Below are 21,289 nucleotides of genomic sequence, written 5' to 3' on the forward strand. Positions count from 1 at the left end.
CTACTCATTATTGCCCGGTAACGTTCTCCAGCAAATATAATCCGGTTTTGCCCGGCGCTACCAAATCTAGATCGCCGTCGTAATCGATATCCACCGCATGAGTGTTCATTCCCATGCCGATGTTCTCGTCATAAGAAACGATGTGTTTGGTAAATTGGGGATCGGGACCCTTTTTCACGCGATACCAGAAAATGCACTGCGGCTCCATGGCGCCTGGATCGGCGCCGTTATGCCCCCGGTAGCGCTTGCCCGCCACAATATCTTTTGTCCCATCGCCATCCAAATCGACTAGAATGGGGCAATGAAGTTGAGAATAGGTTTCGTCGATAGGATGTTCGATGAATTGCCGCCGCCCGGCGCTGTCCTTCGTTTGTTCCAGCCAATACAAGCCGTAATCGTGCGCATAGCCGAAGACGATATCGGCAAGCCCGTCCTCGTTAAAATCGTCCACTAAAAAGGGAATGCCCGTATGCTCGGCGCGGAAGTTGCGGTGAAAACTCCACTGCTCGCTTTTCGGATGGAGCGGGCTTTCGTACCATCCGCTGGGCGTCAACACGTCGCTGCGGCCGTCGCCGTTCAAATCGCCGAAGCCCATGCCGTGCCCGCGTCCTTGATCGCCGAGGACGCGCCGCTCGAATCCGCTTTCGCTCTTGTCCAATCCCACGTAAGCAAAATACGTCGCGGGCAAATCCATATTGTAAAAATTGGCGAGAACATCTGTTCGCCCGTCCTTATCGATGTCGCAAGGATAGATGACTTCCGTCCCGTCGAGATCGTTGGCGATAACATGCTCTTTCCACAACGCCGCTGATTCCGGATTTCCGGGATTCTCGTACCACGCCATTTTGGGAATGAACCACCCGCCGGAAATAACGTCCATCCAGCCGTCGCGGTTGACATCCAAAGCGATCTCGCCGTAATTGTTCATGTATTCGCCGCTGACGATCACTTCGCGCAGTTCGTGCGGCGTCCAGTCAGGGGCCTGATACCAGCGCGGACCGCAAGTAATGTCGAGCCGCCCATCGCGGTTGATATCCGTAACCGTGCACCCTTCGCTTAATAGAGAATCGATCTGATGCGTCTTGAATTGCAATGGAGATTGCAGGCAGCGGTATTGCGGCTTCAAATCCTTAATGCGAATATTGCGGAACTGAACGACCTGATCCTTTAACGCCGCGCCGCCGTGCACTTGCAACCCGATCCTTCCTTCCAGGGAGTTCGTCATATTCCGCGCGTCCAGCACCTTCTGCTTGTTCACGTAAACAACGATATGATCCTTCACGCAAGCGATGTGCATCTCGTTCCAATTCGGCCCCTGCATTTTTATATTGGCGGCTAGGTGGCGGAAAAGGCTTCCCGTTGGGAATTCTTCGTCCACATCGCTGATCTGCACTTCATAGCCATATTGTGATGGGCGGCCTTCCGCGCTTTTGGGCATGCGGATGCCGACGCCGCTATTGCAGTTGGACGTCATTTTAAATTCCAACTGCAGAATGAAATCGTCCCAAGTATTCTCGGTAAACAACCATGAATCGCCGCCTTTCGCTGGATCCTGCCGTCCGGTCAGAACGCCCCGTTCGACATTCCAAAGCCCTTCCCATTGCATCTTCCAGCCGCTCAAATCGCGCCCGTTAAATAGGCTGACGTAACCCGCCCGGTCGGGATATTGCGCCAAAGCGGAATCTGCGCCCATCCATCCCGCCAAGCAGACGGTCAACAATAGTATTCTCCCGAAAATTCTTCGCTTCCTCACCATATTGCTCCTTTCGCGTGTAGAAATGAAAATGCCTTTCTATCCTACCGCATCCCCAAGCGTTGGAATAGACCCTAAGACGGAGCGGAAGGACAAAGAAAGCGCCGATGTTTTTATGGTAATTTTTAAGGAAAGGATTTATAATAATTAGTAAATCCAAAGAAGCTGGAATCGGGTGAATTATCATGTCTATTCAAACGCTCAAACGGCTTTTCACAATCGAGGAATATTATCAAATGGGACGTTCGGGCATTTTTACCGAAGACGATCATGTAGAACTCATCGAAGGAGAGATCATCCAAATGACGCCGATTGGAAATCCTCACGCCGGATGCGTAAAATGGTTGATTCAATTTTTCCGCCGCCGTATTGGCGAAGAATTCATTATCGGTGCGCAGGATCCCTTGCGTTTAAGCGTCTATTCCGAACCGCAGCCGGATGTCGTCTTACTAAAACCTAGACTGGATTACTACCGCAACGCGCATCCCGTTCCTGACGACGTGTTTCTGTTGATTGAAGTCGCGGACTCGTCTCTTGGCTATGATAAGAACTTGAAAATCCCGCTTTACGCCAAACATAATATAATCGAATGTTGGCTAGTGAATCTTCAAGATAAAAACATCGAGGTTTACCGCCAACCTTCCGAAAACGGCTATCGGCAAATTCTCACGTTAGCGCCGGATCAAACTTTATCGCCCCAAGCTTTTCCCGATATTCTTGTGAAAGCGGGCGATATTTTGGGAATATAATTACTGGATTTCTTCTATTTGAAATCGATGCAACCATGCGTAAACGAAGATAACCAAAGAAAACTGGGGTAAGTCCCATGACTGTATCAACGCTTAAACGGCTCTTCACTATCGAGGAATATTACCAAATGGGACGTTCTGGCATTTTTACCGAGGACGACCATGTGGAACTCATCGAAGGAGAAATCGTCCAAATGACGCCGATAGGAAATCCTCATGCTGGATGCGTGAGATGGTTAAATCGATTCTTTCATCGTCTTCTTGACGATAGATTTATCATTGATGCCCAAAATCCCCTGCGATTAAGCGTCTATTCCGAACCGCAGCCGGATGTCGTTTTGCTGAAACCAACGCCGGATTGCTACCGCAGCGCGCATCCCGTTCCCGACGACGTGTTCCTGCTCATCGAAGTCGCCGACTCTTCTCTCGGCTACGACAAGAACGTAAAAATCCCGCTTTATGCGAAACATCGTATTGTGGAATGTTGGCTAGTGAATATTCAAGATAACAACATCGAGGTTTACCGCCAACCATCCGAAAATAGCTATCGGCAAATCCGAATCATGACGCCAGATCAAACTATATCGCCCCAAGCCTTCCCCGATATTTCTCTAAGAGCGGGAGATATTTTGGGAATTTGACTTTTCGATTTCTGCTATTGACTCATACTTAAGCAAAAAAAGGTAGATGGATTGCGCCGTCCGATCCATCCATTACTCTCGCCAATAAAAAAGGATGGATCAAAATTCACGACCCATCCATTTTTCCAAGCTCGACCCCGCTTATTCTAAAAAAACTCTCCTTGGTATGGGATTTCATTCATCATTCACCCAAAAATCCTGTCCCGCTCCCGCTGGTTGTATTCCAGCTTATCCTCCAACGTCATCTTGGAGAAATCCGGCTCCGTCTCGCCTGCCATGCGCGGCTTGATTGCGGCTTTCGCCGGTTCCGGACGATACGGCGCAGCCGCCGCTGGAGCGGATTGCGTTCGCAAAGGATTGGCGGCAATGCTCACGGTCGAACCACCCGCATAGCTCATGCTGACGTCGGTGATCTTCATATCGTCTTCCAAACTGCGGATGGGCCGAATCCCCATCTCTTTCAAAACGGCGTGATAGGCTTTTACGCCTTCTTCCGCCGAAATCTCGCCGTCTACGATCATACGCAGAAACTTGATGAATACGAGTTGGTCTTCCGCATTGTTGATCTTCCGTCCAAAAAGCGCCACGCGCCCGCCGTATTTCTGCGTATCGGCGATCAGTTTGAAAGCGTCGTAGGTCGTTCCGGCGGAACCGCCGAGAATACCGACAATGATGCTCGAATCGTAAGAAACCAATTCCTCCAACGATTTCGGACCGTGATAAACCATTTTGAGAAAAAGCGGCCGCCCCTTCAACGTTACGCCCGCCAGAGAACGCACGATGGCGTCGTTGACGAAATCGCCTATCTTCTCCAGCGGCACGGTTCCGGGGATATTCGGATCGAAGACTTCGAGAAAATACCGGAAATTCTTCGCTTCCGCTTCCAGACGGAAATTCTTGAACGCTTCCAACGAAGCCACGTCGCGCTCCAGGTCGTTATTGAAGGTCATGGAATATAACCCCAGATTCGTTCCCAAATGCCGTTCCTCCGGCCCGCATTCCATCTTGCCGCATTGCAAATGATCGATGGTGGCAGTGCGGAACGGACGCGACGCCATCGAAGCGTAGGAACTGCCCCGAAACGTATGGATATCCGTTGTATCGTTGACGCGCCCGGCGGGCGTTACGCGGGAATTGTCGAACAAGCGTTCCTGGATCGTCAACACCTCGTTGCTGCTGGCCGACATCAGCATAATGTCCACAATCCCCTGCCGCACCACCTGCCGCATCATATCGCGGTATTCGTGAATATTGCGGAATTTTACTTCCCCGTGATGGTATTCCGGCGAAACCGGCCCGCACGAGCGCACCCCCCGCGCCATATCGGCGTCCTTGGCGTCGCATATAATAAAAGCCCTGCTGTTGGGATTGGCGCGGATTTCCGCGATCTTCTTGTCTAAAGATTTCTCAACCATCGTCCTGTTTGTTCCTCATGCTGTAGAATGTTATTTTGAATAGATTTTTTCCATCGAATAGCAATAGACTAGGCGAATTTCCTCCAAAGTCAACTTTTCGAATCGGCATCCCCTTGGTTTTGACCGCTCGGCGACGGTTGGGCGCCGCTTGGCGCCGGCGCTGGGCTGGAAGGCTTTGGAGAAAACGGCAGAATCGACTCTGAAGGTCTAGGCGTAGTTGGTCCTGGATTTACTCCTCCTTTTTGTATAGAACCTTCGCCAAGAAAGTTAAAAATGGAAAACTTTTTCTTAGACATGATCTTTATTCTCCTTATTAACGAATCTTTCTTATTCTACTGTATTATAGGCAATTCAAGAAACTCGATTATCATTTTCTCTTTTGCCTTAGGAAGGTATATCGCGGGAATATCCCCAATTTTTACACCTGAGGAATTCACATATAGTTGAACTTTAGTCAAAAATAATTCATCCTTTTCCGCGCCTGTTGAAAAAGCGAATACCCATCCATAATAGGCCCGATCATGTTCAAAATCTCGTACAACCACCCAAGAATAAAGTCCTCTATTCATAATATGAGAAAAAGCATCCACGTCTCCATGCTTTCTCGTCGCCCCGATCCGCCGGGCAAATCTATGAAGCCATTCATAAGTATACGCATACGTAAATAGAAATCCCAAAAACACCGAAAGAATGGATACCCTCAAAATTTCCCCAAAACTGATTTTCGCGCTTCGATCCGAAATCGAATTTAGTAAATGAAAGGGAAAATTATCTTCGCCTGTTATCCAATTGGCGATAGTAAGGAAAATATAGTAGACGAAATAACAGAAGAAACCGTAGAGAAAGGAATAGAGAACGATATCGTAACCTTTATGTTCTTTATGCTCGGTCAATTCGTCCGTAATTTTATAGATGACGATTCCCGGCAGAAAAATCACCATAATATGTAGAGTGAATTCCGAAAGCGTAGACATTAATAAGAATTCTCCCCAAAAATTGCTAATGATTTCGATTCAAATAACCGTCTCGCTCAACGGTGCAATATACCCGCCCCATCCAGCGCCAGACAAGGTTTGCGCTGCTCCTCTTATCGGTTCGCAACGAGCGGCGCCAATCGACGCAACAATTCTTCCGCCAGTTCCTTTACCGGCTTTCTTCCGTCCAAAACGACATCCGCTTCCAATTTATAAGGCGCAACGTATTTTTCGTACATAGGCCGCACCGTTTCCAGATATTGCCGGGCGATGGATTCGATATCCCTTCCGCGTTCGGCGATGTCGCGCCGGATGCGCCTGAGCAATCTAATGTCATCCGGCGCATCGCAATAGGCCGCCAAATCCAACCGCGCGCGAATTTCAGCGAAAGCGAACAACAGCGCCCCCTCGGCGAGAATCAAATCGCCTGGCGCCAACCGCTCTTCGCCTCGGCGCGCATGGATCGCAAAATCGTAAACTGGCGCGAAAATCTCATACCCCTCGGAGAGAAGCGAGAGATGCTTCAAAAAAAGTTCCCCATCCACCGCTTCGGGACAATCGAAATTCATCCGTCCTCTTTCCTCTTTGGACAAAGGGGAAAGATCGCGGTAATACCGGTCCATACCGATGACGCAGATGGGATAAGGCGCCCGCTCCCGTAAACGCTTGGCCAAAACGCTTTTTCCGCCGCCGCTCCCCCCGCAAAGGCCGGCGACCGGAATTCGAACCTCTTTTTTCGAAGGAGGAATAATCATCCCAAGATGGATTCGCCGCCGCTGCGCGCGAAGAATTTTACGAGATGCAATCGGTTGCCCGCTTGAGGATCGTGGACGTAATGAACTTCATCCATTAAGGTTTTGATGATCTGCAACCCATATCCTCTTGTCCTCGTACGGTCGGAGGAGGGACAAAGAGGAAGAGCCTCGGCGAAATTTCGCGAAAAATCCTTACCGTTGTCATGAATGGTGATGCGGAAATGGTCATTCTTGATTTCGACGTCGATCCGCACTTTCGTTCGCGGATGCTCCCCCTCTACTTCGCGGATTGCTTCGATGGAATTGGCGCAGGCTTCGTCCAAGCACATTTCCAGTTGAACGGCCTCTTCCGCCGCAAGGTTCAAATGCTTGGCTAGGCAGTTAGCGAAACTGCGCACCAGCGCCAAATATTGGAGATGCGCGGAAATTTCGATCGAAATATCCGCATTCCGCTCAATGGAAGCTCCCATCTTCCGCCAACCTCCCCGCTTATTCGGCTGCGTTCGCCGATGAACGCCTTTGAAACGATGATAACCTTAGCCGCCATGAGAACAATATCCAAAGCGGTTGGAACGGAACCGTTTCCCTAATAGCTGTCTTCCACCGGCGTTTTTTCGTCGTCGGCAGCCGCTTTGATATCGTTCTCTAAGGCTTTTGCAGCCGCTTCTACATCCAGATAAATGCGAATCAATCGCGAAAATCCTAAAATATCGAACAGTTGCTGGATCTTGGACGATAAATTTGCCAATTTCAAATCGCCGCCGCGGCTCCGGATCTCTTGGAGCATCCCCATCAAAACGCCCAGTCCCGCGCTGCTGATGTATTCCAACTTGCCCAAATCTACAATAATCCAATTCGCTCCGTTGTCGATCAGTTTTTGGAGATGATCTTGCAATTGGGGAAACGTGCTTGAATCCACATAGCCTTCCACTTCGACAATCATGAAAGCTATATCGTCAACTTTTCCGCTCTTCGTGCTTAGATTGAATTTGTCTAACATAACGATCCTCTCCATCGGCGGGGGCCGTTGTCCCTTGAGCTCGCGCCCGGCAATGACGCTAGAACTGGCCGAATCTCTTCCTTTATTCTACTTTCATGACGACATCCGTAACGGCTCACTAAATAAATTATAATAGAAAATTTATTAAAAACGCAAAAAATATAGCCTCGATATGGGACATATTTTATCGCTCTACCGAAAATCCTTCCTGTAAACCGCCCCCGTCTTTAGCGTATTTTCTTGCTCCGCATATTCTGCATAGACGAATCCCTCCTGCAATGCGGCGCCTCCCGTTTCGCCATTGCAATTGAGCGCCATGAACGCCAATTGAAAATCGATATTGGGACGATTGCGTTCCACGACGCGCAAGATGAGCTTTTCGCACGCCTTCTGCGGACATAAACCGTTGCGCATAAATTCCACAATGGCGAAGGAACCGCAGACTTCGATCGCCCGTTCCCCCACTCCCGTACCCACGGCGCCGCCGACTTGCCCATCCAAGTAAAGGCCGCAGCCGATAAGCGGCGAATCGCCCACTCTTCCGCTCCATTTCATGGCCAAGCCGCTGGTTGTGCACGCCGCCGCCATGTCCTCCTGGGCATCCAGGGACAATACGCCAATCGTATCGTGTCCCTTATCCGCTTCCTTTTTTTTCAACTGTTCGGCGTACCAGGCGGCGCTCTTTTCCGTTAATAGCGTCTCCTCTTTGAAGCCGTGCTTGAGAGCAAAACTCTTGGCGCCTTCTCCGACGAGAAAAATATGCTTCTTCTCTTCCAAGATTTTCCGCGCCACGCCGATGGGATTGCGGATGCCCTCCAAAGCGCCCACGGCGCCCATTCTCCCGGTTTTCCCATCGATGATCGCGGCGTCCAATTGCACGACGCCCATTTCGTTGGGATATCCGCCATAGCCGACGCTGGTTTCGTTGGGATCGCTCTCGATGAGTACCGCCGCCGCTTCCACGGCGTCTAGCGCGTTTCCGTCGCTGGTGAGAATTTCCCACCCCGCCTCGTTGGCCCGCAGACCAAACCGCCATGTGGACAATATAATTGGAGATCGCTTCGCCATATCCTCTTTTCTCCTCGAAAATCAATATGCTTGAGTATGCACGATACTTTCCATAGGGCAAAGGGCGCAGCGATTTCGTTTTACGATAGACTCTAACCTTTGCAATATAAAATTTCAAAATTTTAGCGTATAAAAACCGCAAATAAATGATTCCGCTTTTTATCCAACTGATCCTCTTCGAACAAAGGAAAAAGTAAAATTTCCGTCTCTATTCAAATAGATTAAGGGATGGTATTTTGTTGAAATCAATCCAATATGGATGGGAAGAATCATGAAACCGAATAATTGTTTTAGCCGCCGCTCTCTCTTGAAATCGCTAAGCGCGGGAGGATTGTTAGCCGCCGCCCTATCGCCATTCGTCATCGAAGAAGAAATCGCTTTCGCTTCCCAAGATATAAATCGCGCTTCCAGGCCGTCGGGATTGAAGATTACCGACATGCGCATCGCTTGGATCAAAGACGCGCCAATGCGCTGCCCCATCATCCGCATCGACACGAATCAAGATATCTATGGCTTGGGCGAAGTGCGGGACGGCGCCAGCGAGAAATACGCACTCTTTCTCAAGAGCCGCCTCCTCGGCGAAAATCCCTGCAATGTGGAAAAGATTTTTAAAAAAATCAAGCAATTCGGCCATCATGGCCGTCAGGGCGGCGGCGTCTCCGCCGTAGAAATGGCCTTGTGGGACCTGGCCGGAAAAGCGTACGGCGTTCCCGTTTACCAACTGCTGGGCGGAAAATACCGCGACAAAATCCGCATTTACTGCGACACGGCGATGTCCACCGATCCCAAAGTTTTCGCGCAGCGCATGAAGGAAAGAGTAGAGAGAGGCTTTACTTATCTCAAAATGGATTTAGGCATTAATCTTCTGCGCGGCATTCCCGGCGTCGTCACCCAGCCCAGCGGCGCTCAATACGACAACATAACGCCGCATCCCTTCACTGGCATAGAAATCACTCATAAAGGCGTTGATCTGCTAGCGGGCTTCGTGGAAGAAGTGCGCAATGCCATTGGCTACGAAATTCCTCTCGCCGCCGATCATTTCGGACATATCGGCGTTAATAGTTGCATTCGCCTCGGCAAAGAGCTGGAACCTTTCCAAATAGCCTGGTTGGAGGATATGGTTCCCTGGCAATATCCCGATCTCTTAAAGAAAATCACCGACGCCATTGACGTTCCCACGCTGACGGGCGAGGACATTTATCTCAAGGAAGATTTTATCAAGTTGATTGATGTTGGAGCGGTGGATATGATCCATCCCGACCTGGCCACGGCGGGCGGCATCCTCGAAACCAAGAAGATCGGCGATTATGCTGAAGAGAAAGGCGTCCCTATGGCGATGCACTTCGCCGGAACGCCCGTCTCCTGCATGGCGAATGTCCACTGCGCCGCCGCCACGCAGAACTTTCTCGCTTTGGAAAACCATTCCGTGGATATTCCCTGGTGGGACGACCTTGTAACCGGTCCCGCCAAGCCCATCATCCAAAACGGATTCATCCCCGTCCCCGAAACGCCAGGGCTGGGAGTGGAATTGAACGAGGAAGTTATGAAAGAGCATTTACTGACGCCGGGATATTTCGAACCTACGCCGGAATGGGATCGCATTCGATCTCACGACAGATTATGGAGTTGATATTTGATAACTCCTGTCACGCATTTCCTTGCCCTTTGGGCTGGTCTTTACCAACAAGTCGGATTTACAGTTCATGCGCATACGGAAGATTTATTTTTTGCCGCGTTTTCGAATCGCGAAACCACGAAATGGCGCGAAATCCACGAATTTTTTAAATCACGGATTTCATGGACGATTCGGATTCTATGGAGTTACTATGCGTTTTTCCGTCCCAGCCTTGAAAGGCTGGGCTATTATCAAATGCCCCTTAAAAGGGGCAAACGACACTAGCCCGCCGTTTCAACGGCGGGTTGACTACCAATTTTTTTTCGTGTTTTTCTTTTTCATTTCGCGTTTTCGCGATTCAATACGAGACGCAAACCATTACTCTTTTTTATCGCGCGTAACATGAGTCAATAATTGTTATTAGGAGGATCATACTATCATGAATCGAAAACTTATCTTCGCCATTGCTATTCTCTGCGCAATTGCCCATCTCGCCGCCGCGCAATATGGAACCTTTTCCAAGGAAGAGCGGATTCTTTATACCAAAAAGAACCCCTACGACCGTTTCGAAGACGGGCGTCCCCGCGTTCCCGACGATATTTTAAAAAGGATGAAAGACGTTTCCATCGAAGAAGCTTGGAGCGTATTGAAATCCAACGGTTATAAATTCCAGTTCACAGGCGATTGGATCAACGTCCATCCCGACCGCATCCTCGTAGGCCGCGCCGTTACGGCGGCTTTCATGCCCAAGCGGCCGGACATCGAAGAGACGACCAACGATCTGGGCGAGCAGGATAAGCGCATCGGAGCGCAAAATTCCTGGGTCATCGATACGTTGGTGGAGAATGACGTCATCGTCGTCGATCTTTTCGGCAAAATCAAAGAAGGCACCTTCGCTGGGGACAACCTCGCCACCTCGATCTACGCTAAAACCAAAACCGGCATGGTCATTGACGGCGGCGTTCGCGACTTGGACGGCATCTTCGAAATTCCCCATTTCAGCGTCTTCATTCGCGGCGTCGATCCCACCGCTCTCCTCGATGTAACCCTCATGGGCATCAACATCCCCATCCGCATCGGCGAAGCGACGGTCATGCCTGGCGACGTGGTGCTGGGAAGGCGCGAGGGAATCATCTTCATTCCGCCCCATCTGGCGGAAAAAGTCGTCGTCAGTTCCGAAGACGTGCGCGAGCGCGACCAGTTCGGTCACCAACGGCTGCGCGAAGGCAAATATACCCCCGGCCAGATCGACCGCCAATGGACTGCGGAAATCGAAGAAGATTTCAATCAATGGAAAAAAGAGAAAAACAAATGAGACTGGGAGACTGGGTGGCAAGGGCAAGGTTGTTTTCTTGCCCTTGACGAATCTGTAGTCCCGTAGGGTGGGCTCAAAGCGAAGCGTAGCCCACCATTTCTTATAAATTGATAAAACCGAGGAGCCTTCCATGAATAAAAATAATGCCAAACCGAACCGCCGCAGATTTCTCAAGCAAGCAGCGTGCTTGTGGGCGGCGGCGCCCGCTCTGTGGGGAACGGGGCAAGCGTCCGCCAGTCTCGCCCCCAACGAAAAGATCGCCATTGCCGTGGTGGGCAACGGCGGCATGGGCAACTATCACTTAGACGCCTTGATCCCGCGCCAGGATATCGAAATCGCCGCCGTCTGCGATGTTTACATCCCCCGTTACGAAGCCGCCGTCAAAAAGGTGGGCGGACGCTGCCAAGGCTATCAGGATTATCGCCGCGTCCTCGACCGCCAAGATATCGACGCCGTTTTCTTCGCCACGCCCGACCATTGGCATACGCTGCACGCCATCCACGGCTGCCAGGCGTGGAAAGACGTTTACGTGGAAAAGCCGTTATCAACGACCATCCATGAAGGCCGCAAGATCGTCGAAAACGCCCGGCGCTACGACCGCGTCGTCCAAGTGGGATTGCAGCAACGCTCGCTAGACCTTTTTCAAAAAGCCATCGCCCTGGTTCGAGGCGGGAAACTAGGGACCATTACGTCCGCCGGAGCCTGGATCGGTCCCAACGGAATCATGGGCTATGAAACGCCTGGCGATCCGCCCGCGGGTTTGGATTGGGATTTGTGGCTGGGACCTGCGCCTTGGGTTCCTTACAGCCCGCAGCGCTTCGGCGGCTTCCGCGCTTTCCACGACTACGCGGGGGGCGAGCTGACCAACTGGGGAGCGCATCTCATCGACGTGGTTCATTGGGGACTCAAGAAAGACCGTCCTCTCAATATCAGCGCCGCCGGCGGCAACTTCCGCGTCCTCTCCGGTTCGGACGACTATGAAGTTATCGATATTATTTACGAATATGAAGGCTTCACGATGACGTGGAAACAGGCGCACAACCTCGAACATTACGGCAAAACTTATGGAACAAAATTTTTGGGAACTGGCGGCGAATTGTTCATCGACCGCAATAGTTTCATCGTCAAACCCGACTCTCTCGCAATCCCGGAAACCAAGCCTGAACAATACAATTGGATCGACATCACCACCCATCACGACAACTTTTTCGAGTGCATCCGCACGCGCCAGCGGCCTCATTCCGACATTGAAATCGGCCATCGCTCCACCAGCGCCTGCCTGTTAGGCAACATCGCTCTCTCCTGCCGCCGCAAGTTAGTTTGGGACGGCGAGGCCGAGCGCTTCATCGGCGACGAACAAGCCAACCGCTATCTCTTCCGTCCTTACCGCGCGCCTTGGCATATATAAAGCAATGATGAGTGATGAATGATGAATGATGAATTTCTCAAGCGAGGAAGGACTTTCCTGGGAGAGCGAACGTCTCGCCCGCAATCGATTTCAACAATTTATTATAAAGGAAAAATGGCAATGAGAATCCTGAACAATAAAATCACTATCAGCCTTTTACTCCTTTTCTCCATTTCGTTTTCGGGATGGACGGACGGTTCCGTGGAACAATGGATTAACGATTTAAAGGGCGATGACGCCCAAGCGCGCGTTCACGCTCGCCAGATGCTGCCTTTAATGGGCGTTGACGTTATCCCTTCCTTGTTTCCTTTAATGCAGCATCCCGATTTCGCCGTTCACAAATCGGTCAATGACGTGCTCTTCTGTCTTATCAATGAGGCGTGCGTTCCTGGCCGCGAGAAAGATCGCCGACTGGCCACCGATTATTTGATGGAGTTGTTGGAACCGGATAAAGACGATTCCCTAAAAACGGCGGGAATGAAACTCTTGGCGCTGGCGATTCCGCCAAAATACGACTTGAAACCTCTTGCGAAATGTTTGGATAATCCGAAACTGCAAGAAACGGCGCGTTACGCTTTGCAGCGAATTGGCTCGCCCAAGGCTTGTGAAGATTTGCGCCGGGCGCTGAGACAGCGTCAAAAGAAGGACGGCGATCCTGCCTTTACCTGCGCCTTGATGAATTCTCTAGGAGATTTACGGGACGAAAAAAGCCTGAAGATCATCGCCAAATTCGCCGAATGCGACAATCCCGCCATCCTCTCCGCCGCCGCGCTGGCGCTCTCCTGGTCCGGCGATCCCGAATTTACACCCCTAATGTGGAAGGCGATCGAAAAAGCCGCCGATACGCCGGAAGCCAAGGCCAGCGCGCTCGACGCCCTGGTGCGGCACGCCGACGCGATGTCGGAGAAGGAAGAACTCCATGCGAACGCCATCGAGATTTACGAAAAGATTCTGCATCGCGATTACAGCGCTCACACCTGCGCCGCCTTGGCGGGATTGGGTAAAATCGGCGGCGCCGATAACGTCCAGCCATTATTGAACGCCCTGATTTCCGATAATTATCGGGTGCAAGCGAGCGCCGCCTCTGCTCTAGCCAATTTGCAAGGAAGCGAAGCCGAACAGAAAATTCTCTCTCTTTTCGAATCCGCTCCCGATGAGATGAAAGTGCTCTTGTCTCCCATTCTCGGCGCCAGGCATGACGCCGCCGCTTTTCCTTTGCTGGCGAAAACGGCGCAATCCGAAGAATGGCCTTTGCGGCTTACTGCGTTGGAAGCGTTAGGAGAACTGGGGCATCCGGACGGCTTGCCGTTAATCTCCCAGGCGATTGCCAAACCCGGCGCAGACAACGAAATCGGCATGAAAGCTATCGCGCGCCTGGCCGAGCGGCTGCATGAAGAGAAGGACGCCGCCCAGGCGGGAAAAGCTTATGCTCTTCTATTGCAACATTCAGCCGAAACCGGGGCGCGCCAACGCGCCTTGGAAGGAATCGCCGCTAATCCCACACCGGAAGCATTCGATATCATCATGCAAGCGGCGGCGGATGAAGCCTTGAAGGAGCAAAGCCTGCCCGCGCTGGCCGCCGTCGCCATTGCCCTCGCCAATGCGGGCCAAAAAGACAAGACGCTGCAAGCCTTCGAAAAGATCGCCGCCATGAAACCTTCTGCGCAAACCATGCAACAACTAGCGAACCGCCTACGGGCGCAGGGTTTGTCCGTCGCAACCGCCGGCATGATGGGCTTCGTTCTTCATTGGAAAGCGATAGGCCCCTTCCCGATAAAGGACGGCCAAGGCTGGGACGTGGATATCATCGGCGAAGCCAACGCGGATGCAAGCCGTCCCGTCAAATTTGAAAATCGTTCGTTGGAATGGAAGCCCATCCAAGCGAATGACGAGACCGGCGTCGTCAACCTGATCCCATCGCTTGGTTCCTGCGAACAGTGCATCGCTTACGCATACGCTGAAATCACGGTTTTAAAAAACGAGGACGCCGTTTTGAAACTCGGCGTAGACGACAGCGAAAAGATTTGGCTCAACGGCGAATTGGTTTTCAGCCAATTCGCCGCTCGTCCGCTGCAAGTGGATCAAGATTCCGTTCCCGTAAAATTGAAAGCGGGGAATAATTCCATCCTCATGAAGATTTATCAAAACAATTTAGGCTGGGAATTTTGCCTGCGCCTCATGGCGCTGGACGGATCGATACTAGCTTTCGCGCAAAGTGCGGAATAACCGAAAATGTGGGAAGACTGCTCATCATTCATCACTCCCAAGAAAACACTTTTATAAGTCACGTAAAATGTGCCCAAAAGGTTGGGTAGCAAGGGCAAACCGCCATCCCAGCCTTGAAAGGCTGGGCTATTTTCAAATGCCCCTTTAAAGGGGCAAACGAAAATAGCCCGCCGTTTCAACGGCGGGGCGGCAGGGCTTTTCTTCCTGCAATCGCCGAGGGCCTTTCCTCGGTAGGGGAGCTCATCATTCATCATTGCTTTTTCTCTTCCTTTACCTTGAAGCCGCGATTGAATACTATACTCAAAACCAATTTATCTTCTGAGGTGAAAACTATGCGCAAGACAACGTATCTACTTACGGCATTGGTGGCGTTATCCATTGGCTCAGCGGCCTACGCTGCCGATGCGCCCGCTAAGATTCAGGCTTTGATGATTACGGGCGACGATGTCGCTCCCGCGCACAACTGGGCGGAAAATTCGCAGGCGTCTCGCGAGATTCTCGCGAATTCCGGAAAATTCGACGTCCGCGTCTGCGAGGATCCTATGATTCTCGAATCAGCCAAAGCGTTGGAAAAATACGCCGTTGTTATCCTAGTCATGTATAACGCCAAACTGCCCACGCTCAGCGATCAAGCCAAGGAAAACCTCCTCAACTTCGTTAAAAGCGGCAAGGGTTTCGTTACTACGCATCTGTCGAGCGCCTCGTTCAAGGAATGGGACGAATTCGGCAATCTCTGCGGCCGCAAATGGGTAATGGGCCGATCCGGCCACGGCCCCCGCGCACAGTTCGTAGCCAATATCGTCAAAGACCATCCCATTACTAAAGGTTTGCAAGATTTCCGCATCTTCGACGAACTCTACGCCAAGTTGGAAGGCGATGCGCCCATCGAAATACTGGTCTCCGCCGATTCCGATTGGAGCAAGAAAACGGAGCCGCTGGTATTCGTGTGCGATTACGGCCAAGGCCGCGTTTTCCACGACGCCTTCGGCCACGACCGCCTGGCTGTCATGGATCCCAATCACATCACTCTCTTCGCCAGAGGCTGCGAATGGGCGGCGACGGGTAAAGTGACGGAATAAGAAACTCACCCAAAGTAATAAATGGAAAAAACGGGAGGCGCGCATTGCGTCTCCCGTTCATTTGTCTGAATCGGGATGGCCAGGATTTAAGGGATTTTAAGGGAAAAAAATTATAGATATCCGGATTCAGACAATTACCACGCGCATTGGATGGTTCAGGCTAGCGTTTCGCTTTGATCCACGAGGTCTAACCATCATGAAACGTTAAAAAGCATTGTACGGGGGGATTAAACGATGAAGCGTTGGAAGATATTCTTAATTCTCGCCATTGCCATTCTCGCCGTCGTCTTTGGTTCCTATAAAGCGTATTTTCAACGCGCTTCTTACGATCCCCAAATAATCGCCGCCTCCGAAACGGCCATGTGGAAAGCCTACTATTCGGGCGACAAGACGGAACTCGCCATGGAACTCTTCCGGCTGGAAAGAAGCCAATTCGAACTGACCGCTCTGGAATCGGCTTATACGGCTCGGCTGTACGCTCAAGCGGCGATGAACTTTCTCCGCACTCGTTCGAACTACGAAGCGCAAACGCTGCCTTTTTTGGAAAGAGCCTACGATAAAATTCGCCGCGTCAAGAAAATGAGTTTCGATCCCAAGGCCGCCGCCAAAGCGGAATTGGGCTGGTGGATCATCCGAAGAGATCCAAACTTGAATACTACGGAAAATGTTGGAAAAGGAATCGCGGAATTGTACGCCGTCCTCTACGGCGGCATGAAAGATCAATTCCTGACCGCAGGCCTCTTGCGAGCGCAAGCGGCGGCTCTTCGCGACGAAGGCGAGCAAAACGCGGATTGGGAGAGAATTCAGGCACTCCTCGAAAAATCGTATACGGCTTTGATCGAAGGTGTGCAATAGAATTTTATCGGCAAAATATTATCCAACAGAATTGAAACCAGCGTTAACAATTTCCTCGATCTTCGCCATCCCCATCACCGAATTGCCCATGACGATTTCGTCGGCGTTTTGCAGTTCCGACACGTTAATCGATCGTTCTTGGGCGCCTGTGCGCCGCATGAAATCCTGCCTCCAGATTCCCGGCAACAAGCCGTCGCCAAGCGGGGGCGTATACCACTGCTTCCCCAGCCGATAGGCAATATTCGATATGCTGCCTTCCGTGACGTTGTTCGATTCGTTGGTAAAGATCGCTTCGGCGAATCCGTTCTGCACTGCATTTTCTCTTTCTCGATTATAGAGATCGCGGCGCGTAGTTTTATGGAATAGGAAAGGATTATTCGAATCCATTTTTTCTTTGGAAACGACGACTCGGACGCTTGCGGGAATAATCATTATGGGGCGATGGGCGATGGTTGCGCTTCCGTCTTCCGCCAACAGCAATCGAACGGCGGCTGGCGCATCGCCGAGAGCGGCGGCGTAGGTTTTAAGATGTTTTTCGATATCATCTGCGTCGCAGGCGAAATCCCAATATAGCGCCGATTGCGCCAATCGTTGAATATGTTCGCGCAAAAAGAGATAACCGCCGCCGTCATACCGGATAGTTTCAATAAGCGAGAACTCGTCCGCTTCGGCGTCTACGAATCGCATTTTCGTTTGGATTTCCTGATATTCCTCCTGCGCGTTGGAATCACTGACGATTCCGCCGCCGATTCCCAGATGGCAATCGGGCGGCGTCCCGAACATCGTACGGATGGCGACGTTAAACTTGAAATCGCCGTTGGGTTCAAGCATTCCTATGGCGCCGCAATAAACGCCTCTTGGTTCGCATTCCAGATCGCGGATGATCCGCATGGCGCTGCGCTTGGGCGCGCCGGTGATCGAAGCGGCCGGGAACGCCGCCCGCATGATCTCTTGAAGCGAAACGCCGGGACGCAAACGGCAGCGGACGGCGCTGGTCATTTGAAAGAGCGTACGATAGCGTTCGATTTCGAACAAACGTTCCGCCTGTACGCCGCCGAATTCGGCGATCTTGCCGAGATCGTTGCGCATCATATCCACGATCATGATATTTTCCGCTTGGTTCTTGCCGCTGTTACGCAACCGCTCGGATAGAACCTGGTCTTCTTGCAGCGTCCGCCCGCGCGGCATGGTTCCCTTCATCGGTTGGCTTAAGAGACTATCGCCGGACTTCGCCAGAAACAGCTCGGGCGACAGCGATAAGATGCAACCGCCGTCTACGCGAAGAAAAGCGGCGTAAGGTACAGGCTGATAACGAAACATCCGCAAGAAATGGCCAAGAGGATCACCCGGCAATTCGATCATCGCTCGAACCGTGTAGTTAATCTGATAAACGTCGCCAGCCGCCAGCGATCGATGGATGGATTCGATGGCTTCGGCGTATTCGCTATACGCAATGTTCAATGATTTTATGCGGCAATGATCGTCAATAGGTTTTACAGGTTTTAAAGATTGAGGTTCCAATAATTCAATATCCGCCTCGCGGCATAATCCAAACCATAATAAGGGAAATGGCTTTGCGCCATGATCCCGAACCGGCATAGCGAAAGCCTGCGCGGCTTCGTAAGCCATATAACCGCAGGCAAACCATCCTTCGCCCCGCCGCGCCTCCAATTCGTCCAAAGCCGCAAGGACTTGAGCCGGTTCGTCGGCCTTGATTGTTCGGGAAAAGCAACGGATGCGCAGCCATCGGCCGTCATGGCGCCAGCCGCATCCCGCCAACAGCGCGGAGGGCGGTTCGATGGGAGTATCGCTGCTCATGGAAAGTTATCTCATTGCCGCTTGAAAGGCTCGCTCTAAAGCCCCTAGAACATTTTCTCTCTCATTGATTCTCAGAGGCGGATAACGCTTCATCGATGGGCGGCTCATCCGTAACCGGTTTGGCTTGGAGGGCTTCCTGGTAGGTGCGCTTGATTGTATCCAGCATATCTTCATCGAGAGCGATGCCCGCAAGGGAAAGGGCGTATAGGGCCGCGCCGATGACAGGCTCCAGCTTGGGGGGAATGACGTTGGCGCCGGGGAGAAGATAGCAGATTTTACGCTTGACGATGAGGCTGTAGTTGGCCGCTTGAGAAAAGAGTCCGCCGCTGAGGACTACATCCACGCGTTCCGGCAGTTCCAGGCGTTTGGAGAGCAGTTCCACGCGCAAGGCGAGAGCATCGGCTTCCTGGTTGAGGATTTCGTCGGCGATGGGATCGTCCTCGCTGGCGGCGCGCATGACGAGAGGCGCCAGCGCGGCGATCCTCTCCCGCCCCGCAGCGGGCGAATAAATCCAGCTGACCATTTCGTCGAAGGATTTAATTTTCAAATGCGCGAAAACGGCCTCCGTCAAAGACGTAGGCGCCGGGAAGCCGTCATTACAGCGGGCAATGGCCTGCAGGGCTTTCAGGGCGATGCGGTAGCCGCTGCCCTCATCGGAAAGCAGAGGACCGTAGCCGCCGATGCGCCCCGTTTGCTGCTTGTCGTTGCGGCCATAGGCCATCGATCCCGTGCCCGCGATGATGATAATGCCGGATTCTGAGATGGCGCCGCCGGTGAGAGCGACCTCGGCGTCGCTGAGAAGAACGTAACGCTCCTTGCCGAAACATTCGTCGAACAAAGGCGAAAGCATTTCGTGATCTTGCCGCCGTCCCACGCCCGCCAAACCAAGGCAGACGCCCAAGCATTCGTCGGTGCGGGCGCGCGCCGCTTTCAACGCATCCTGATAGAGACGGGAGATCGTGGCGGAAACGTTGCTGGCCCCCACTTCGTGATAGTTCACGCCAGGGCCTTTGCCGGTGAAAACCACCCGGCCGGCGTCGGTGATGAAAATCGAACGGCTGTTGGAAGCCCCGCCATCCACTCCGAACACGTAGGGCATATACTATTTTTTCTCCCGAAGGCGCTTGTTTTCGTCCTGTAGAGATAGAATCTCAATCTTCAAGTTATTAATCTGGTTTTCGAAATTGCGGCGTTCCTGTTCCAACCGTTTTTCCCACGCTTCATTTTCCTGCTTCGCCTTGGCTTCGTATTCCGCCACGAGCAGGTTGATACGCTCGTCAACGGAAAGGGGAGAGGGTTTTACTTCGAGAATACCGCTGGAGACGACAGGCGTCGGCGTGGGACTGCCCAGGGTTAATATTGTCAAATCTTTCGCCTTATCCGCCAGGGAATCCATGCCGCCTTGCGTCATCACCCAACCGACGATCAACAACGCAACGACGCTGACAAGACCCAAGGTGAATAGCACATTGCTGCCGGGAGATTCATCTCCGGCGCTTCGAACTTTTCGGTTTTTTTGGCTCATCGAACTTCTCCTCAACGCTGGGAGGCTTTTCCTCCGACAGATCGAAAATCAAAGCATGACGATCCGTCACTTTGAAAGGAAGTATGGCGACGAATAAATCGAAAGGAAACCAAAGATGCGCAGGCGCTTTCAGTTCCACTTTTTCGATTCGTTGCCCAAAGTTGGGATGATCGAGGGCGAGCCGATGCGCTCCATACCAATCCACTTCGAATTCCACGGGCGTTTCGCCCTTGGGTTGATAATCCCAGTGGACGGCTGAGCCGGGCGGGACGGAATCAATGCGAACCACCGTCGTATAACACCCCTCAACCATACAAAATAACAAGCATAAAAACAATAGTTTACGAAACATCGTCGATGTCTCCATTGCCGCACTCTTTATTACAGCCGAGATAAGGCGCCATGTCAACAGAGGTTGGGGAACTTATAATAACAGAGCCTCATGCAAAATTCCACGATTCCTCCCTCAAGCCTGGGGGAGGTTTAGGAGGGGGTTGATTTAAGCCTAATAAAATCAACCCCCCTCTAACTCCCCCCAAACTTGGGGGAAGAATTAAAGCGTAGACTTTATCCATTTTGCAAGAGCCTCAACATAATAACATATTCACTTAGATCGAATATGAATCCCACGTTTTGCGGATAAGATCAAGGTCTTCGATGGATCGAATGACGACGTTACCGATTTCCACGGGAAAGACAAAACGCAACTGGCCCCGTTCTACCTTTTTGTCATGGAACATCGATTCGAGCAAAGCGTCCGCCGAAAGATCCGGCTTGCTCAGGGGAAATCCGGCAGCTGTCAGCAAAGAGCGCAGACGCTGTACGGCTTCCGGCGGAGTCATCCCCAGTTTTTCGCCCAACATCGCTTCGGCCAACATGCCGATGGCGACGGCCTCGCCATGAAGATAACGCCCATAGCCGGTCAGCGCTTCCACGGCATGGCCGATGGTATGGCCGAAATTGAGAATGGCGCGCAAGCCGCTTTCGCGCTCGTCCTGCTCGACGACGCGGGCTTTGATGCGGCAATTCCAAGGAATAATGGCGGTATAAATCTCTTCCTCCGCCGCCAGCAGCCGATCCAGCGCGGATGATA

At 51.9% G+C, this 21,289-nt stretch carries 20 protein-coding genes; 8 read left to right on the forward strand and 12 right to left on the reverse strand.

All coding sequences use genetic code 11. The features are described from left to right. Positions 1-7 precede the first annotated feature (7 nt). Positions 8-1,720 (reverse strand): family 16 glycoside hydrolase, encoded by a 1,713-nt coding sequence (locus AB1656_15590; GenBank protein MEW6236806.1) that lies wholly within the window; start codon positions 1,718-1,720, stop codon positions 8-10. A gap of 218 nt (positions 1,721-1,938) precedes the next feature. On the opposite strand from AB1656_15590, the gene AB1656_15595 reads away from it, so the two are divergent. Together AB1656_15595 and AB1656_15600 are read left to right on the forward strand one after the other, a co-directional pair. Further along, on the forward strand, positions 1,939-2,502 hold the full coding sequence (locus AB1656_15595; protein MEW6236807.1) for a Uma2 family endonuclease: 564 nt from the start codon (positions 1,939-1,941) through the stop codon (positions 2,500-2,502). A 77-nt stretch (positions 2,503-2,579) separates the two neighbouring features. Further along, on the forward strand, positions 2,580-3,143 hold the full coding sequence (locus AB1656_15600) for a Uma2 family endonuclease (protein ID MEW6236808.1): 564 nt from the start codon (positions 2,580-2,582) through the stop codon (positions 3,141-3,143). A gap of 185 nt (positions 3,144-3,328) precedes the next feature. Here AB1656_15600 and AB1656_15605 read toward each other — a convergent pair whose 3' ends face one another. The 6 genes from AB1656_15605 to AB1656_15630 form a co-directional block, all read right to left on the reverse strand. Then, the gene (locus AB1656_15605) at positions 3,329-4,558 is read right to left on the reverse strand and encodes a hypothetical protein (GenBank protein MEW6236809.1); all 1,230 of its coding nucleotides are present in this window, start codon (positions 4,556-4,558) and stop codon (positions 3,329-3,331) included. A gap of 332 nt (positions 4,559-4,890) precedes the next feature. Beyond that, positions 4,891-5,532, reverse strand: coding sequence for a DUF6338 family protein (locus AB1656_15610; GenBank protein ID MEW6236810.1), 642 nt, complete (start codon positions 5,530-5,532; stop codon positions 4,891-4,893). Between the two features lie 113 nt (positions 5,533-5,645). Then, a complete protein-coding gene (udk, locus tag AB1656_15615; protein MEW6236811.1) occupies positions 5,646-6,287 on the reverse strand; it encodes a uridine kinase in 642 nt (213 codons plus the stop codon). Further along, a complete protein-coding gene (locus AB1656_15620; GenBank protein MEW6236812.1) occupies positions 6,284-6,757 on the reverse strand; it encodes an ATP-binding protein in 474 nt (157 codons plus the stop codon). The genes udk and AB1656_15620 overlap by 4 nt, the downstream gene beginning before the upstream one ends. Before the next feature lie 116 nt (positions 6,758-6,873). Beyond that, a complete protein-coding gene (locus AB1656_15625) occupies positions 6,874-7,287 on the reverse strand; it encodes an STAS domain-containing protein (GenBank protein MEW6236813.1) in 414 nt (137 codons plus the stop codon). 192 nt (positions 7,288-7,479) lie between these two features. Continuing rightward, complete coding sequence (locus AB1656_15630; GenBank protein ID MEW6236814.1) at positions 7,480-8,355, reverse strand: N(4)-(beta-N-acetylglucosaminyl)-L-asparaginase; 876 nt, start codon at positions 8,353-8,355, stop codon at positions 7,480-7,482. Between the two features lie 271 nt (positions 8,356-8,626). Between AB1656_15630 and AB1656_15635 the strand changes: the two genes are divergently transcribed. From AB1656_15635 to AB1656_15660, 6 genes are all read left to right on the forward strand, one after another. Further along, complete coding sequence (locus tag AB1656_15635) at positions 8,627-9,985, forward strand: mandelate racemase/muconate lactonizing enzyme family protein (protein MEW6236815.1); 1,359 nt, start codon at positions 8,627-8,629, stop codon at positions 9,983-9,985. A gap of 424 nt (positions 9,986-10,409) precedes the next feature. Further along, entirely contained in the window at positions 10,410-11,285 is an 876-nt protein-coding gene (locus tag AB1656_15640) for an RraA family protein (protein MEW6236816.1), read from the forward strand. Positions 11,286-11,415: 130 nt separating this feature from the next. Then, positions 11,416-12,693, forward strand: coding sequence for a Gfo/Idh/MocA family oxidoreductase (locus tag AB1656_15645; protein MEW6236817.1), 1,278 nt, complete (start codon positions 11,416-11,418; stop codon positions 12,691-12,693). A gap of 120 nt (positions 12,694-12,813) precedes the next feature. Next, positions 12,814-14,919, forward strand: a complete 2,106-nt coding sequence (locus AB1656_15650) for a HEAT repeat domain-containing protein (protein MEW6236818.1) — start codon at positions 12,814-12,816, stop codon at positions 14,917-14,919. 332 nt (positions 14,920-15,251) lie between these two features. Continuing rightward, positions 15,252-15,998 carry a ThuA domain-containing protein gene (locus AB1656_15655; GenBank protein ID MEW6236819.1) on the forward strand — a complete coding sequence of 249 codons (747 nt, stop codon included), beginning with the start codon at positions 15,252-15,254 and terminating at the stop codon, positions 15,996-15,998. A 234-nt stretch (positions 15,999-16,232) separates the two neighbouring features. After that, complete coding sequence (locus tag AB1656_15660; GenBank protein ID MEW6236820.1) at positions 16,233-16,853, forward strand: hypothetical protein; 621 nt, start codon at positions 16,233-16,235, stop codon at positions 16,851-16,853. 18 nt (positions 16,854-16,871) lie between these two features. Here the strand turns inward: AB1656_15660 and pabB are convergent, their stop codons facing one another. The 5 genes from pabB to AB1656_15685 form a co-directional block, all read right to left on the reverse strand. Continuing rightward, positions 16,872-18,671: an aminodeoxychorismate synthase component I gene (gene pabB / locus AB1656_15665; GenBank protein MEW6236821.1), complete on the reverse strand. Its 1,800-nt coding sequence runs from the start codon at positions 18,669-18,671 to the stop codon at positions 16,872-16,874. Positions 18,672-18,732: 61 nt separating this feature from the next. Further along, positions 18,733-19,770: a BadF/BadG/BcrA/BcrD ATPase family protein gene (locus tag AB1656_15670; protein ID MEW6236822.1), complete on the reverse strand. Its 1,038-nt coding sequence runs from the start codon at positions 19,768-19,770 to the stop codon at positions 18,733-18,735. Positions 19,771-19,773: 3 nt separating this feature from the next. Next, positions 19,774-20,196, reverse strand: a complete 423-nt coding sequence (locus AB1656_15675) for a hypothetical protein (protein MEW6236823.1) — start codon at positions 20,194-20,196, stop codon at positions 19,774-19,776. Further along, complete coding sequence (locus tag AB1656_15680) at positions 20,156-20,548, reverse strand: PEGA domain-containing protein (GenBank protein MEW6236824.1); 393 nt, start codon at positions 20,546-20,548, stop codon at positions 20,156-20,158. Before AB1656_15680 ends, AB1656_15675 begins: the two co-directional genes overlap by 41 nt. Positions 20,549-20,804: 256 nt before the next feature. After that, the coding region (locus tag AB1656_15685; GenBank protein ID MEW6236825.1) for a 3-dehydroquinate synthase at positions 20,805-21,289 on the reverse strand (485 nt) is incomplete at its 5' end.

The sequence above is a fragment of the Candidatus Omnitrophota bacterium genome (genome assembly GCA_040755155.1).
Lineage (GTDB): Bacteria > Hinthialibacterota > Hinthialibacteria > Hinthialibacterales > Hinthialibacteraceae > JBFMBP01.